The organism is Streptosporangium sp. 'caverna', assembly GCF_003203775.1.
Lineage (GTDB): Bacteria > Actinomycetota > Actinomycetes > Streptosporangiales > Streptosporangiaceae > Streptosporangium > Streptosporangium subroseum.
Window position 1 is genome coordinate 6,501,885 of sequence record NZ_CP029711.1, and the last position, 14,865, is coordinate 6,516,749.

The 14,865-nt window shown below is 69.5% G+C and carries 13 protein-coding genes; 7 read left to right on the forward strand and 6 right to left on the reverse strand.

What is annotated here, in order from left to right; translation table 11 throughout:
• Positions 1 to 115: 115 nt before the first annotated feature.
• Entirely contained in the window at positions 116 to 1,954 is a 1,839-nt protein-coding gene (locus tag DKM19_RS28490; protein WP_162641845.1) for a hypothetical protein, read from the forward strand.
• 99 nt (positions 1,955 to 2,053) lie between these two features.
• Here DKM19_RS28490 and DKM19_RS28495 read toward each other — a convergent pair whose 3' ends face one another.
• Positions 2,054 to 3,523: a helix-turn-helix domain-containing protein gene (locus DKM19_RS28495; RefSeq protein ID WP_369986512.1), complete on the reverse strand. Its 1,470-nt coding sequence runs from the start codon at positions 3,521 to 3,523 to the stop codon at positions 2,054 to 2,056.
• A 240-nt stretch (positions 3,524 to 3,763) separates the two neighbouring features.
• Here DKM19_RS28495 and aceA point away from each other — a divergent pair, with 240 nt between their 5' ends.
• Positions 3,764 to 5,056 carry an isocitrate lyase gene (gene aceA / locus DKM19_RS28500; protein WP_110699761.1) on the forward strand — a complete coding sequence of 431 codons (1,293 nt, stop codon included), beginning with the start codon at positions 3,764 to 3,766 and terminating at the stop codon, positions 5,054 to 5,056.
• Between the two features lie 233 nt (positions 5,057 to 5,289).
• Here aceA and mihF read toward each other — a convergent pair whose 3' ends face one another.
• On the reverse strand, positions 5,290 to 5,598 hold the full coding sequence (mihF, locus tag DKM19_RS28505) for an integration host factor, actinobacterial type (protein ID WP_089208239.1): 309 nt from the start codon (positions 5,596 to 5,598) through the stop codon (positions 5,290 to 5,292).
• 158 nt (positions 5,599 to 5,756) lie between these two features.
• Between mihF and DKM19_RS28510 the strand changes: the two genes are divergently transcribed.
• Complete coding sequence (locus tag DKM19_RS28510; RefSeq protein WP_162641846.1) at positions 5,757 to 5,933, forward strand: hypothetical protein; 177 nt, start codon at positions 5,757 to 5,759, stop codon at positions 5,931 to 5,933.
• A 393-nt stretch (positions 5,934 to 6,326) separates the two neighbouring features.
• Positions 6,327 to 6,614 carry an HU family DNA-binding protein gene (locus tag DKM19_RS28515; RefSeq protein ID WP_110699763.1) on the forward strand — a complete coding sequence of 96 codons (288 nt, stop codon included), beginning with the start codon at positions 6,327 to 6,329 and terminating at the stop codon, positions 6,612 to 6,614.
• A gap of 98 nt (positions 6,615 to 6,712) precedes the next feature.
• Here DKM19_RS28515 and DKM19_RS28520 read toward each other — a convergent pair whose 3' ends face one another.
• The 3 genes from DKM19_RS28520 to DKM19_RS28530 all read right to left on the reverse strand — a co-directional run bounded on the left by DKM19_RS28520 (position 6,713) and on the right by DKM19_RS28530 (position 10,694).
• Entirely contained in the window at positions 6,713 to 7,531 is an 819-nt protein-coding gene (locus tag DKM19_RS28520) for an ABC transporter ATP-binding protein (RefSeq protein WP_110699765.1), read from the reverse strand.
• Positions 7,532 to 7,616: 85 nt separating this feature from the next.
• Positions 7,617 to 9,242 (reverse strand): serine/threonine-protein kinase, encoded by a 1,626-nt coding sequence (locus tag DKM19_RS28525; protein WP_110699767.1) that lies wholly within the window; start codon positions 9,240 to 9,242, stop codon positions 7,617 to 7,619.
• Between the two features lie 291 nt (positions 9,243 to 9,533).
• Positions 9,534 to 10,694: an alpha/beta hydrolase gene (locus DKM19_RS28530; protein ID WP_239513633.1), complete on the reverse strand. Its 1,161-nt coding sequence runs from the start codon at positions 10,692 to 10,694 to the stop codon at positions 9,534 to 9,536.
• A gap of 179 nt (positions 10,695 to 10,873) precedes the next feature.
• Here DKM19_RS28530 and DKM19_RS28535 point away from each other — a divergent pair, with 179 nt between their 5' ends.
• The 3 genes from DKM19_RS28535 to DKM19_RS28545 are packed head-to-tail and all read left to right on the forward strand — an operon-like array spanning position 10,874 to position 13,272.
• Positions 10,874 to 11,686 (forward strand): ABC transporter permease, encoded by an 813-nt coding sequence (locus tag DKM19_RS28535; RefSeq protein ID WP_369986513.1) that lies wholly within the window; start codon positions 10,874 to 10,876, stop codon positions 11,684 to 11,686.
• A gap of 45 nt (positions 11,687 to 11,731) precedes the next feature.
• Positions 11,732 to 12,520 carry an ABC transporter permease gene (locus DKM19_RS28540; protein WP_110699769.1) on the forward strand — a complete coding sequence of 263 codons (789 nt, stop codon included), beginning with the start codon at positions 11,732 to 11,734 and terminating at the stop codon, positions 12,518 to 12,520.
• Positions 12,521 to 12,522: 2 nt separating this feature from the next.
• Positions 12,523 to 13,272, forward strand: a complete 750-nt coding sequence (locus DKM19_RS28545; protein WP_110699771.1) for an ATP-binding cassette domain-containing protein — start codon at positions 12,523 to 12,525, stop codon at positions 13,270 to 13,272.
• Here DKM19_RS28545 and DKM19_RS28550 read toward each other — a convergent pair.
• Entirely contained in the window at positions 13,260 to 14,741 is a 1,482-nt protein-coding gene (locus DKM19_RS28550; RefSeq protein WP_239513634.1) for a HAMP domain-containing sensor histidine kinase, read from the reverse strand. The two genes, DKM19_RS28545 and DKM19_RS28550, sit on opposite strands and share 13 nt — an antisense overlap.
• Positions 14,742 to 14,865 lie beyond the last annotated feature (124 nt).

A 14,865-nucleotide genomic window follows, 5' to 3' on the forward strand; every position in this document is an offset into this window, starting at 1 on the left:
ATCACCTCGGAACTTACGGGTATCACCTTATGTGGCGCCGATTCACACTGAGCACCGGCTCCCGCCCCCATCGGAGAGGTGGGAAGATCGGTCTATATCGCAGCAAGGGGGCGGGATGAACCCGGTAGCCGTGGTGAGGGCGGCACACACTGTCCGTGACGAGCTCGACCATTTGATGGGCGGCACGTCCGAGGAACTCCGCGGCCGGTTGGACCTTCTCCTGGCGGAGGAGGGCAAGCAGCCTCCCGGGTCGCTCGCCGACGCCGTCATCATGCTCATCGCCCAGTACGGTCCCGCCTGGGAACGGCTCGCCATGCTGCTCCGCCTGAACAACCACGTCACCGCCGAGGAGCTGGTCCCGTCGCTCGCAGATTCCGCCGGTCCCGACTGGCCGCCGGCCACCCCGAGCCCCGGCTCGCCGTCGGCCGCCTCGTCACCGACCGAACCGTCATCGGCCGGGTCCACCGACCCCGGTCTGCCACATGCCGGCTCCAGAGGCGCCGACTGGCTGCTGTCCAGCGGGGCGCACGCGTCTTCGCCCGAGCAGCCTCCCTCCGCGCCCGCGGCTCCGGCCGCCGATCGCGGCCCCTCCATGATCGGCCGGCTGACCGACGCCTTCCGCAGGCGCCGGGGGGAACGGGACGCGGCCCCCGCCGATCGGCGGACGCAGGATGCGTTTCCGCTGATCGAGAGCCTGGCCGAGGTGGTCGGGGGCTGGGGGGTCGAGGTGGATGTGGGCCTCTCCCCCGGAGCGGGCCAGGACGGGGCGGCCCCGCCCTCCGGTGAGCCCGTCGACCTGGACGTCCAGATCATCGCGGAGGGGTTCGAGGCGCCCGGCGGGTGGCGCGTGCGGCTCCTGGCCGACGACGCCTCGCCGTACCCGAAGGCGACGCTCAACCTGATCGCCCTTCCGCAGGAGCAGCCGGAGACGGTCCGGCAGATCCAGACGATCCACTCGGTGCGCGGCCAGGTGACCGGCTTCGGCGTGCGTTCGATCTCGGTCCTCGACTCTCCCGGCAAGCTCGGCCAGAACGTCCCTCCCGAGCCGGTCGCGGGCACCCGGGTCCGGCTGACCGGCTTGGAGGAGCCCGCGGACATCACGGTGGTCATCGTCCACGGCGACCGGCCGGGGCGGCTGTGGTGGACCTATCAGTCCCCGCACTTCATCACCCCCGACCAGGCGGAGAGCAGCGATCTCGGCATGCGGACCTCGGAGTTCGGCCGGCGCCTCACGGAGCGGGGCCACCTCTCCGAGGACGTGGGCCGGCGGGTCGCCTCGAAGATCCCCCGGGGGTTCTGGGACCTGCTGAACGCGGTGGCCGGGCGGGTGGCGCCGCGCCGGCCGAGCGTGCTGATCCTCTCCCAGGAGCCGCATGTTCCCTGGGAGCTGGCCGTTCTGGAACAGCCGGTCGACCCCTCCGTTCCCCGCTACCTGAACTGCCAGACGATGACCGGCCGCTGGCCCATCGGCGGACGGCGTCCCGAGCTGCCCCCGCCCGTACGGGTGAGGGGCGACAGCATGGCGGTCGTGTACAGCGCGGCGGAGGCCCACTCGCTGGTCACCGCCTACGGTGCCACGCAGGTCGCTCCCCTGTTCGGCGACATCCTGAGCATGTTCGGCCGGTCACCGGACATCATCCATTTCGCGGCCGCCGACTCGACGCCCTCGGCCCCGGGCCAGGGTCTGGGCGGCGCGCCGTTCGTCTTCCTGGAGGGCAGCGGCGATCCCCAGGCGTTCCTGCTGGCGGGCGCGAGCGGGGTCGTCGCCCCGCTCTGGTCCGACGGCCCCGTCGGCGGCCGCCTGGCGCAGGGGTTCTACGGCCGTTGCTTCGGCGGCGAGCCCCCGGCCGAGGTCCTGCGCTCCCTGCGTTCCCAGTCACCCGCCACCCTGGCGGCCTACCAGTTCTACGGCCATCCGTCGCTCAGACTGACCCGCTCCCAGCCGGGCGCGTGACGGCTCGGGGAGGGCCCGTCGGGCGTGCGACGGCTCAGAAAAGGCCCGTCGCACTTCCGGCCGGGCGTGCGACGGCTCAGGGAGGATCCGTCGCACGCTCTAGCTGAGCGCGTGACGCTCCAGGAAGGTGTAGACGTCCGCCTCGTCCACGCCGGGAAAGGATCCGGGCGGCAGCGCGGCCAGGACGTGCGAGTTGCCGCGGGCCGACGGCCAGGCGTACCCCTCCCAGCGCTGGGTGAGCTCGGCGGGCGGGCGGCGACAGCAGTCGCCGGTCGGGCACTCCGACTTGGTGCGGTTGGTGGTCTCCCGCCCGCGGAACCAGCGTGACTCGCGGTACGGCACCCCCAGCGTGATGGCGAAGTCCCGCTCCCTCGAGGGGTCGACGTGGGCGACGCAGAAGTAGGTGCCGGTGGGCGAGTCGGAGTACTGGTAGAGGACGGAGAACCTGTCGGGCGACAGGAAGACCTGCCGTCCCGACCACTGCAGGCACATCCGCTGGCCCTCGATCGCGCCCTGCTCGTCGGCGGGGAAGACGATGCCGTCGTTCTCGTAGGCCTTGTAGATGATCCCGCCGGCGTTGTTGCGGACGAAGTGGCAGTTCAGGTCGAGGAACTGGGTGGCCAGGTTGGTGAAGCGGTGCGCGGCCATCTCGTAGGAGACGGCGAAGACGTCCCGCAGGTCCTCCACGCTCAGCGCCCGGTCCTGCTTGGCCTCCCTCAGGTACGGCACGGCGGTGGCCTCGGGCACCAGGATGGCCGCGGCGAAGTAGTTGGCCTCGGTCCGCTGGCGCAGGAAGTCGGCGAAGTCGCGGGGCTTGTGGTGGCCGAGGGAGAGGTGACCGAGCGTCTGCAGCAGGATCGTGCGCGGGGTGTGCATGCCGACCTGCTCGTGCTTGACGTAGATGCGCCGGTTGCGCAGGTCGGAGATCGAACGGACCGTGCGCGGCAGGTCCTGGACGGTCTGCACGGTGTAGCCGAAGTGGGTCACCAGCGCCTGGACGGTGCTCTGCGACAGCGCGCCCGTACGGTAACCGACCGCGGCGAGCGCCTCGGCCGCGGCCTGTTCGATCTCGGCGAAGTAGTTGCCCTGCTCGCGCTGCTTGCGCCGGAGCTCGGCGTTGGCGGCCCTGGCCTCCTCGGGGGTGGCGGTCCCCCTGGCCTGGCGCGCCCGCAGCTCGCCGTAGAGGCCGAGGATGTGTTCGAGCACGTCGTTGGGGACGCGGGCGGAGACCTTCAGCCTGGCCAGGCCGAGTCCCGCGTACAGCGGGTCGCGCTGCGCCTCCTCCAGGGCCATCTCCAGCTGTGCCCGCCGGTTGGGGGCCTGGCGGCGGAGCAGTTCCTCGACCGGCACGCCGAGGGCGGTGGCGAGGGACTTCAGGAGCGACAGCTTCGGCTCGCGCTTGCCGTTCTCCAGCAGGGAGAGCTGGCTGGGTGCGCGGCTGACGCGTTCGCCCAGGTCGGAGAGGGTGAGACCGCGTTGCTTGCGCAGGTGTCTCAGTCGCTGGCCGAACGCGATGAGATCGAGCTCCTGGGTCAAGGACAGCGGTTCTTCACCGACCAAAGATGCCATACCACGATGCTAAGCGAAATTTCGGGCGAAATTTCAAAGCCCCGCGAGCGCTGACGCCCGCCCCCCTCGGATTGGTCTAGTCCATAGCGAAAACTCTTACTTTCTTCTCCGCTGAATACCGAACGGTATTGACCTAAGAATAAAAATTTCGCTTCTTACGCGAAAATTGACCTATTCGCCCCTTTCGATGGGGGCACACACTCAGCACAAGGCACCCAGGGGACGAAAAGGAGTCAGCACATGAATGATCGCCTCAAGGGAGCCGCAGACGAGCTGCGGCACGAGTGGGAGACCAACCCCCGTTGGAAGGACATAGAGCGGACCTACACGGCCGAGGACGTGGTCCGGCTCCGCGGGTCCGTCCAGGAGGAGCACACCCTCGCCCGGCTCGGCGCCGAGCGGCTGTGGGACCTGCTCAACAACGAGGACTACGTGCACGCGCTCGGCGCGCTGACCGGCAACCAGGCCGTGCAGCAGGTCAAGGCCGGCCTCAGGGCGATCTACCTGTCCGGCTGGCAGGTCGCCGCCGACGCCAACCTCGGCGGGCAGACCTACCCCGACCAGAGCCTCTACCCGGCGAACTCGGTCCCGGCCGTCGTGCGCCGCATCAACAACGCGCTGCTCCGCGCCGACCAGATCACCTGGTCGGAGGGCGAGGAGAACGCACCGTACTGGCTGGCCCCGATCGTGGCCGACGCCGAGGCGGGCTTCGGCGGCGTGCTGAACGCCTTCGAACTGATGAAGGGAATGATCGCCGCGGGTGCGGCGGGCGTGCACTGGGAGGACCAGCTCGCCTCGGAGAAGAAGTGCGGCCACCTGGGCGGCAAGGTGCTGATCCCGACCGGCCAGCACATCAAGACCCTCAACGCCGCCCGCCTCGCGGCGGACGTGCTGGATGTCCCATCCCTGATCATCGCGCGGACCGACGCACAGGCCGCGACCCTGCTGACCAGCGATGTCGATCCCCGCGACCAGGCCTTCACCACCGGCGACCGCACCGCGGAGGGCTTCTACCGCGTCCGCAACGGCATCGACGCCTGCATCGCCCGGGGCCTGGCCTACGCACCCCACTCCGAACTGCTCTGGATGGAGACCTCCACCCCGGACCTGGATGTGGCCCGCGCGTTCGCCGAGGCCATCAAGGCCGAGTATCCGGACCAGATGCTGGCCTACAACTGCTCACCCTCCTTCAACTGGAAGCAGCACCTGGACGACGCCACCATCGCCAAGTTCCAGCGCGAACTCGGCCACATGGGCTACAAGTTCCAGTTCATCACGCTGGCGGGTTTCCACTCGCTCAACCACTCGATGTTCGACCTCGCCCGCGGCTACGCCGAGGAGGGGATGAGCGCCTACGTCGAGCTGCAGGAGGCCGAGTTCGCCGCCGAGGCGCACGGCTACACCGCCACCCGCCACCAGCGTGAGGTCGGCACCGGATACTTCGACCTGGTCAGCACCGCCATCGCACCGGACTCCTCCACGACGGCCCTGCGAGGCTCCACCGAGGAGGAGCAGTTCGCGGAGGCCCACTGAGGCCCGCTGAGGCCCACCTGGGTCCCTCCGGACCCCGAGCTCACCGAACGTTCCCGGGGAGCCTGAGGCGACTCCTCGGGCGAGTTCGATGACCGGCCGGTGAACGAGGCCCCGCCCTACGGATTCTCGGATCTCCGAATCCGTCCGGCGGGGCTTCTCGTGTTCCGCGGGCCGCTCCCGAACCCGTCACGGGAGCGAGGGCACGGCCCGCGAGAACGGTCTGCCCGGCCATCTCAGCTGGTGACGGCCTCGATCAGCTTGCGGCGCTGCTGCGTGCCGAGTCCGCCGAGACGGCGAGCCTCGTCCACGTCGGCCTGCTCCATCAGCTGGGCAGCCTTCACGTTGCCGATTCCGGGCAGGGCCCGCAGCGCCTGGGACACCTTGATGCGCTTGGCGATGTCGTCGTCCCGGCCAAGCAGCTGTTCGAGGCTGAGCGCACCTGCCTTGACCTCGGCCAGAAGCTTGGCGCGGGCCGTACGGGTCTCGGCCGCCTTAGCCAAGGCAGCCTGACGCTGTTCGGGGGTTAGCTTGGGCAAAGCCATGTTGATTTCTCCCTGATTACGTGAATTACAGCATTCTGTTACCCACAGCGACCCGATTAATCATCCCGGCCTGTGGGGAAGGCCGGACCTGTACCGAGCATCACGATATGCCCGTTTGGTTACCCCCGTCTTACCTGCCTCTCCGTAGCCTCGTGCTCATGGGTATCTGGCAGGGGCCGGGAGGCATCGAGGTGGAGGCCGTCGTGTTCGACGACGGTCCCTGCCTGCGGGTCACCCGGCGCATCGGCGGAGAGCGGATTCTGATGGCCTACTGCGCGGACGTGCGCGAGGTTGACAAGCTCGTCGACCTGGCCGAACTCGTGAAGACCCCGTGAGGCGGCCGCATGGACGATCAAAGTTGGGTCACCGCCGAGGCATGTTCGGTACACATGTGAACTTCTGAGCTCCTTGGGGCGTCCGAGTATGCAGGGAGGCTCGATGGAAGTTCTGGTCGGCCTCGTTGACGAAGACCTCCGTTTGGAGCTCATCCTCGTCGAGGCCTTACACACGGAGGCGGAACGGCTGGCCGCCCAGTCCGACCGCTGAACACGAGGGCGAGTGCCTGTCACCTCACCGCAGATGGCAGGCACTCGCCAAGCACGACGGCCCCGGCATCGCACCTCCCCCGCTGATCGTCGCCCGCCCGTAACACGGTGCCGAGCCGCGCGACACCACAACGCGTTTCCTCCATAAGCTGATCCCGAGGTCTCCATGCCGGAAGGATTCAGATGAACAAGCGCGAGCTGATCGAGAAGGCCGCGGCCGAGGCGGGGCTCAACCGGCGGCAGACCGCCGCGGCTCTCGAAGCGATCCTGGGGACCATCCAGACGGCCGTGGCGGCCGAGGACAAGGTGGCGATCCCCGGCTTCGGATCCTTCGAGATCGTGCACAAGCCCGCACGGACCGGACGCAACCCGCAGACCGGTGAGCCCCTGGAGATCGCCGAGACCTGGACGGCCAAGTTCAAGCCGAGCCCGGGGTTCATGGGTCTCATCCGGCAGCGCAAGAAGGACTGACGGTTCGATCCGCCACCAGGCCCTATCGGTCAGCTCGCCGCGGTTCACCATGACCGATCGCCCCACCGCACCAGCCGTGATCATTGATCGGGTGTGCTCTAGCGATCACGCAGCGCGCGAGCGGACCAGCGGCCGTCGTGGGCGTCGATCCGCAACGGCCTGCCGAAGCACTCCGACAGGCTCTCATCTGTCAGGATCTCCGTCACCGGACCGCTCGCCTGGATGCGGGCGTCGCGCATCAGCAGGGCGTGGGTCGTGGTGGCCGGGACCTCCTCCAGGTGATGGGTGACGGTGACCGTGGTCAACGCCGGGCGAGTCGTGGAGAGATCCTCCACCGCGCTGATCAGATCCTCGCGCCCGGGCAGGTCGAGCCCGGCGAACGGCTCGTCCAGCAACAGGATCACCGGGTCGACCATCAGCGCCCTGGCGATGCGGATCCGGGCCCGCTCGCCCTGGGAGCAGACGCGAAAGGGCCGGTCGGCGAGGTCCTTGCAGCCCATGTCGGCCAGCAGGCGGTGAGCGCGCTCGTGCTCGGCCGGGCCGTACCGGCCCCAGAGCGGGGCGCTGGTCCCGGTGTGGCCGGTCAGGACGACGGTGTGCGCCGTGGCGCCCTCCTCCTCCATCAGCTCCTCGTCGACGAGCCGCTGGCTGGCGGCGACCAGGCCGATGTGGCGGCGGAGCTCCCTCAGATCCACCCGGCCCAGCCGCTGGCCGAGCACCGTGACGGCTCCCTCGGTGGGATGCCGCACGGCGGCGACCAGCGACAACAGCGTGGTCTTTCCCGCGCCGTTGGGCCCCAGGATCACCCAGTGCTCTCCGTAGTTCACCCGCCAGTCGATGTCGTCCAGCAGCGTCCGCCCGACCACTCGGACGCCGACGCCGCTCAGCTCCACCGGACCCCGAACAAGCTCGCCCATCGGTCTCCCCCTCCGCCTTCGACCTGCGGCGTTCACTTTAACGGATGCACCAGTTTGTCCCACCTGGAACCGTCCGAGTAAGTGATCAATCTCCTATCTGTATCGAGGGGCCGGCGCTCGGTGGCGGCGTGACCACCGTCGACGAGGGAACCGGGGTGGTCGGCGTCGGGGACGGGCTCTCGCCGTCGCCGGTCTGCGGGATCTGGGTGAAGGAGGGCCGGGGAGTGTTCGACGTCGCCGGGCAGTCATTCTTCCGGGCCTTGGGCTTGTTCTTCGCGTTCGCGCCCGCACAGGTCTGCGGCTCGTCGTCGCCCCCGCCCCCGTTGCCGCCGCCGTTCTCGCCCTCGCCCTCGTTCTCGTCGGGCCGGCCGTCCGGTCCGTACGGCCGCCCGGGAGAGAGATCCTCGCGGTCACCCGCGTCCGGGGTGGGTGCCGGGACGGTCTGGGTCGTGGTGACCAGGACCGTGGCGGGGGTCACCGGAAGGGGCATCTGCGGCCTGCCCTCCGGCGGCCGGCTGCCCTGGAGGACCGAGCTCGGGGTCGTGCCCTCGCTCTGGATCACCATCGGCATCCGCTGGGGAACGCCCGCACCCGTGTCGGTGCCGGTCCCGCTCGCGGCGGCGACCACGGTGACGGCCGCCATGGAGACCGTGGCCAGCGCCGCGAAGCTCGCCTGCGACAGGTGCGCGCTCCTGCGCGGCGCCCGGCGGGAGACCTTCGAGGGGACCGAGAGCTGATCCCGCACCGACTCGACGGCCACCGGCCGCACGTGCCCGGCTCCCGGCGGGTAGGGCACCGGCGTCCAGATCTCGGCCAGCACCTCGGCGACCGCGACGCGGTGATCCCAGGGGTCGCCCACGCCACCTGCCGCGAGCAGCGCGCCGAGCAGCTCGCCGGCCCGGGGCCGGTGGTCGGGGTTCTTCGCCAGCGACGCCTCGACGGCGGGACGCAGCAGCGCGGGCACCGAGGCGACGCGCGGCGGCTCGACCAGGATGCGCCGGGTCAGCGCGTCGAACTCGCCGCCGCCGAAGGGGTGGTGGCCGGTGGAGGCGTAGGCGATCAGGCAGCCCCAGGCGAAGACGTCCGAGGCGGGAAGCGCGGGACCGCCCGTGAGCCGCTCGGGGGCGACCCAGCCGGGGCTGCCCATGACCTGCCCCGCCTGGGTGTGCGCGGCGAGGGTGTCCACGTCCCTGGCGATGCCGAAGTCGATCAGCCGTGGCCCGGTGTCGGACAGCAGCACGTTGCCCGGCTTGAGATCACGGTGAACCAGCCCGGCCTCGTGCACCGCCATCAGCGCGGCGGCCACCCCCAGGGCGGCGCCGTACGCCAGGTCCGGGGTGAGGGGGCCGTGGGCGGACACCACCTGGGACAGCGCGGGACCGCGGATGTATTCGGAGACGAGATAGGGCCGGTCCTTGTCGGTGCCGTCCTCCACCACCGCCGCGGTACAGAAAGGCACCACTCGCCGGGAGAATTCCACTTCTTCCGCAAAGCGGGCTCGAAGCGTGGCATCGTTGAGATGCATGGGATGTGGCGTCTTGAGCGCCACCACACCACCTTGCGGGTGTTCGGCCAGGTAGACGATGCCCATCCCGCCGACCCCGAGGCGGCCGAGCAGAAGGTAACGGCCGATGATGACCGGATCCCCGACGGTCAGGGGCCGCACACCGGGCGGCATGCCGTTCATGGGGCCGTTTCCGCCACGTGCCATCCTGGTTGAGCCTCTCGTGTGCGAGCTATGGCAAGCACACTGTGGCGGGAATCGAGGGGCCTTCGCTCCCGACCGCTCACAAGGGATATGACAGGTAAGGCGAATGATCCCTCAAGGTAAGGCACGCGTGGTGTGAAGAGTGCTTTCTGATACTGGATGTGACGCCGTGACCAGCTATGACAGTCCCCTGTCGGCCTCCGTCACAACACCGGTGAAATCCGGCCGCCGTCACGACATCGGCGGAATGCACCGACTTCGGGGATTCCGCCGCACCGGACGGCAGCGGCGGCCTCAGGCCGCGGCGGAGCCGGGTCGCACGGTCGGATCCTGGACGGACGCGTCGGACCGCGTGCCGGGATCGTCCGCGGCGGGGTCCTGGACGGCGGGGTCGTACGCGACGGACTCCCCTGCGGGGTCCTGACCCAGGAGACCGTACATGGCGGGGTCCTGGACGGCGGGGTCGTACGCGGCGAGATCCCGCACACCGGGATCGTCCGCGGCGAGGACCTGGGCCGCGCTGAGGAACCTGGCGATGTGCAGGAAGACCCGGCGGGCCTCGGGGACGACGTCGGCGAGGATGGCGAAGGCGTGGGGCATGCGGGGCCACTCCTCGTAGGTGACCGGCACCCCGCCCGAGCGGGCCTGCTCGGCGACGCGGCGGCCCTCGTCGCGGAGAACCTCGGTGGAACCGGTGACGATCATGAGGGGCGGCAGCCCGGTGTAGTCGCCGAACACCGGGGAGACCAGGTGGTGGCGGGTATCGAGGCCGACGGTCCAGCGGCGGGCGAGCCAGTCGACCCGGCCGGCCGAGATCATCGGGTCGAGCAGGCTGTTGACCTGGTGGGGCACGTCGGTGAGGTCGGTCCACGGCGACAGGCACACGGCGGCCGCGGGCAGCGGCAGGCCGCGGTCGCGGAGCGCCAGGAGCGTGGCCAGGGTGAGATGGCCACCGGCGGAGTCACCGGCGAACAGGATGTCGGCGGGGGCGTAGCCGCGCTCCAGAAGGCACAGGTAGGCGGCGACCGCGTCCTCAAGGGACTCGGGCAGCCGGTGGACCGGGCCCTGGCGGTAGTCGACGGCCAGCACGGGGCGCCGGGCCGCGGCCGACAGGCGCCAGGTGATCGGTCGATGGGTCGCCGGGGAGCAGGCGAAGTAGCCGCCACCGTGGAAGTAGAGCAGCACCTTGCCCTCGTCCAACCCCTGCCCGGCGCGGACCCACTCGCCGGAGCACGCCCCGACCTCGTCCCGCACGACACTCACGTGGGCGGGCAGGCGGAGCGGCACCTTTCCCGCGAGCGCGGCGATGCGGGAGACCGCCATGACGCCGATACCGGTCCTCAGGAGAATGCCGGACATCGGCTTGAAGGTGCGGCGCATGATCGCGCTGAGCGCCGCAGCCTGCCAGCTGAGCGGGTAGGTAGGACAGACGTCCACATCGATCTCATCGTGCATGAGCGCCTCCGCAGAGGGTTTTCCCTAGCCAGAACATGATTCTATCTGAATAGGACATTTCATGACGATTACGGATATATATCAACCTTCCCCAGTTTTAACTTGCCTCTCCTCCGTCAGCCGACCGGATACCCAAAAATCCATTGCCCGGGCAGGGTGCACCGAGGACGATAGGGGGGTTGCCCCGGCGTCCTCAGGAGGAAATCTTCCTGCTCTACATGCGTATCGCCGCGTATGGTTTCCGCCGCCACTCCACCTATCGCGCCGCCGCCATCGCCGGAGCCTTCACCAACACCGTCTTCGGAATCCTGCGTGCCTACGTCCTGATCGCCCTGTGGGAGGCCCGCCCGGGGCTCGCCGGATATGACATCGCGGACGCCGTCACCTTCTGCTTCCTCAGCCAGGCCTTCATCGGCCCCATGCAGGTCTTCGGCGGCGGTCTGGAGCTCTCCGAACGGGTTCGCACCGGCGACGTCGCCATCGACCTCATCCGCCCGGCGTCACTGCAGATGTGGAGCCTCGCCGACGATCTCGGCCGGGCCGCCTACCTGTTCCTGCTGCGCAGCCTGCCGCCGACGGTCGTCGGCGCCGCGCTGTTCGGCCTCGTTGTGCCGATCGACCCGGCGACCTGGGCCTTCTTCCTGGCCAGCTTCGTACTGGGAGTGATCGTCAGCTTCGGCTGGCGCTACCTGATCGCGCTGTCCGCCTGCTGGATCATCGACGACCGGGGCGTCCAGTCGCTGTCGCTGGTGATGACGTTCTTCTTCAGCGGCATGGTCCTGCCGCTGAACCTGTTCCCCGGCTGGCTCGGCACGGTGGCGGGCGCCCTCCCCTGGTCGGCGATGGTGCAGGTCCCCGCCGACGTCTATCTCGGCAAGCGGGACGTCCTCGAGGCCCTCGGCTTCCAGAGCGCCTGGGCGGTGGCGCTGCTGCTCCTGGGCGCCCTCGTCACCCGCTCGGCCCGCAGGAAGGTCGTGGTCCAGGGTGGTTGACGACGTGAGCGTCCCCGGGCCGGAGACCGCGGGGGTGGGCGCCTGATGGTCAGAACGTATCTCCTGCTGGCCTGGACCTGGCTGAGGGCCTCCGCGCAGTACCCCGGTCCTCTGATCATGATGGTGGTCGGCTCGTTCGTCGTCAGCGCGCTGGACGTGGCGGCGATCTGGGTGATCTTCGAACACGTCGGATCCCTGGGCGGGTTCGACCTGGCCGAGGTGATGTTCCTGTACGGCGCCGCCGGCCTGTCCTTCGCCCTGAGCGACATCCTCTTCGGCAACGTGGAACGCCTCAGCCAGCACATCAGGTCCGGCACCTTCGACACCATGCTGATCCGCCCGGCCGGCGCGTTCGTCCAGATGGCCACGGACCGCTTCAGCGTGCAGCGCCTCGGCAGGCTGACCCAGGCCGCCGTCGTGCTGGCCATCGCCCTGCCCCAGCTCGGCCTCGCCGCCGGCAGGGCTTGGATGATCCCGGTGATGATCCTGTGCGGGACGGTCATCTTCGCCTCGATCTTCACCCTCGGCGGGGCGATGCAGTTTCTGCTGACCGACGCCCCCGAGGTGGCCAACGCCTTCACCTACGGCGGCAGCGCGCTCACCCAGTATCCGCTGAGCGTGTACGGCAACGAGCTCGTCAAGGGCGTCACGTTCATCGTGCCGCTGGCCTTCGTGAACTGGCAGCCCGCCCTGTTCGTCCTGGACCGGCCGGACCCCCTCGGCCTGCCGTACTGGCTCCGCTTCGCCGCGCCCCTGGCGGCCGTCGTCCTGTCCGTCGCCGCCGCCCTCGCCTGGCGGGCGGGCATCCGCCGCTACCGCTCAACGGGAAGTTGAACATGATCGAACTCGACCGGGTCGGCCGCTCTTTCACCGTCGGCCGCCGCAAGGCCAGGAAGACCGTGCACGCCGTACGGGATCTGTCGTTCACCGTGGAGGCCGGGGAGTTCGTCGGCTACCTCGGCCCCAACGGCGCGGGCAAGTCCACCACCATCAAGATGCTCACCGGCATCCTGGCGCCGACCTCGGGCCGCATCCAGGTGGCGGGGCTCGACCCGACGCGCCGCCGCATGGCGCTGGCCCGCAGGATCGGCGTGGTCTTCGGGCAGCGGACGACCCTGTGGTGGGACCTTCCGCTCAGGGACAGCTTCGAGCTGGTCCGTCACCTTTACAAAGTAGATCAAATCGACTTCCGGCGGCGGCTCGCCGAGCTGACCGAGCTCCTCGGTCTCGCGGAGTTCATGAGCACGCCGGTCCGCCAGCTCAGCCTCGGTCAGCGCATGCGCGGCGACATCACCGCCGCCCTCCTCCACGACCCCGCCGTGCTGGTGCTCGACGAGCCCACGATCGGCCTCGACGTGGTGAGCAAGGCCGCGATGCGCGAGTTCCTCCGCCGTCTCAACGCCGACCGCGGCACCACGGTCCTGCTCACCACCCACGATCTGGGCGACATCGAGAAACTCTGCCGCAGGGTCATGGTCATCGACCACGGCCACCTCGCCTTCGACGGCACCCTGGACGACCTGCGCGCCACCGCCCCCGACGAGGAGTCCATGGAGGGCGTCGTCACGCGCCTCTACAGCGGCTGAACGCCGCGATCCTCGACGGAGGCCCCCGGCGGGGGTGCGTCCTGCCGGAAGGCGTCCTGCGGAGGGGTTTTCCGGGGAGAGGCTTCCCGCGGAGAGGTCTCCTGAGGGGAAGCTTCCTGCGGGGAGGGCGGAACGGTGCGCTCGGCGTCCATCAACGGCAGCCGGAGAACGAACCGGGCGCCTCGCGGCGAGTCCTCGATCCCCAGAGTGCCGTAGTGGGAGCGGACGATGTCGCGGGAGATGGCCAGGCCGAGCCCGCTGCCGCCGGAGTCACGGCGCCGCCCGTCGTCCAGACGGGTGAAGCGTTCGAAGACCCGTTCGCGATCGGCCGGGGCGATGCCGGCGCCGTCGTCGACCACCGCCACGACGGCCTGGCCGTCGACGGACTCCACGGAGACCTTGACGCTGACGTCGGCGTGACGCCGCGCGTTGCTCAGCAGATTGCCCACCACCCGGATCAACTGGATCTGGGAGCCGCAGACCCACACGCCGGAGGCCGCGTGAACGTACACCGGCACGCCGTTGGTCTGGACATCCGCCTCCTCCTCCACGAGTTTGCCGAGGTCGACCAGCTCGCGCGCCGCCGGGTCGGCGACGCGTAGCCGGGCCAGCAGCAGCAGGTCGTTGACGATCGCCTCCAGCCGGCCCGTCGCCGACAGCGCGCCCTGGATGGTCTCGCGCGAATCGACGTCGTCGGGGTAGAGCAGCGCCTCCTCCAGCTGCGTGCGCAGGCCGGCGATGGGATTCCTGAGCTCGTGGGAGGTGGTGGAGGCGAACTGACGCTGCTGCTCCACCGCCTCCTGCAGCCGGGCCAGGGTCTGGTTGGCGGTGCTGGCCAGCAGCGCGAACTCGTCCTCACCCGGCGGCATGGGCACCCGCAGGCTCAGATCGCTCACCGTGATCTCCGACATCCGCTCGCGGATAGCCGCCACCGGACGCAGCGTCCGGCCCACCACGGCCCACGTCATCCAGGCGGCGAAGATCAGGAGGATGAGGGCGCTTCCGGCGAAGAAGTACTCCAGGCGGTGCTTGCGCAGGATGGACGGTTCCTCGATGCCCGCGTAGACGACCGGAGCGTCCGCCGTGGGAGAGACCCGGATGGCCATCAGTATGAGACATCCGTCGGTCAGCCTCTGGAACCGATCGTCGGCGGGAGGCCGGATCGCGCTCAGCGGCGGCTTGCCCCACGCCTCCCTGCTGGCTCCGAGGACCTTGCCGCGGGCATCCACCAGCTGGATGAGATTGACGCCCGTGGAGGTGGGGATCACGCTCGGCATGTTGCCGTTGCGCACCGCCGCGCTCCACTGGCTGGCGACCCGTTCGGCGTCGTTGAAGGCGTCGTCCTGGATTCTGTATCGGATGGCCAGGTCGGAGCTCGCGCTCACCGCGATCAGGACGATCAGCAGGAGCGCGGTCGCGGTCGTCGTGTAGCGCGCTTGGATCGAACGCAGGCGCGGCACGAACCTCACTATGTCTTCCTTCCAGGATGTGTGCTGCTCACCACGGTCAGGTCATTGCGCGGCAGAGGCCTGATACGCGGAGGCACCTTCATGTTCACTCGTCACACGAGTCCCAAAAGAGGTAGAAGATGCG